This window comes from Pseudomonas sp. SID14000, from assembly GCF_002165135.1.
Taxonomy (GTDB): domain Bacteria; phylum Pseudomonadota; class Gammaproteobacteria; order Pseudomonadales; family Pseudomonadaceae; genus Aquipseudomonas.
This window is the reverse complement of record NZ_NFZQ01000179.1, coordinates 1-383: the sequence shown is the minus strand read 5'-3', so window position 1 is coordinate 383 and position 383 is coordinate 1. Positions and strand designations below refer to the sequence as shown.

The 383-nt window shown below is 64.5% G+C and carries 1 pseudogene; it reads right to left on the bottom strand.

Going from position 1 to position 383, the window contains the following annotated elements:
* Positions 1-115 precede the first annotated feature (115 nt).
* A pseudogene (locus CAY82_RS27845) lies at positions 116-383 on the bottom strand (carbohydrate ABC transporter permease); the annotation flags it as partial.

Genomic DNA, 383 nt, shown 5'->3' with positions numbered 1-383 from the left:
GAGATAGCGGAAGCCGACCACGGCATGGGCTGGCACTTTCGTGACCCAATCGTCCTCGGCAAAGCAAGCGGCCCGCTCGTCACCGAGGTGACGGGCGGGCCGAGCTCGCGTCTTGTTACTTCACGCCTCCGGCGGTGACGGAGACCTGCAGTTGACGCTGGAAGATGATGTAGACGACCAGAACCGGCGCCACCGTGATCACCACGGCCGCGAACAGCGCGCCGAAGTCCACCGCATAACCGGCTTGCGACGCGAACGAGGCCATGCCCTGCGAGAGCACGTAGTTCTTCGAGTCGGTGTTCAGGGCAACGGGGAGCAGGAACTGGTTCCACAACCCCAGGAAGTTGAAGATGGCGACCGACGCCATCCCCGGCCGCGCCATC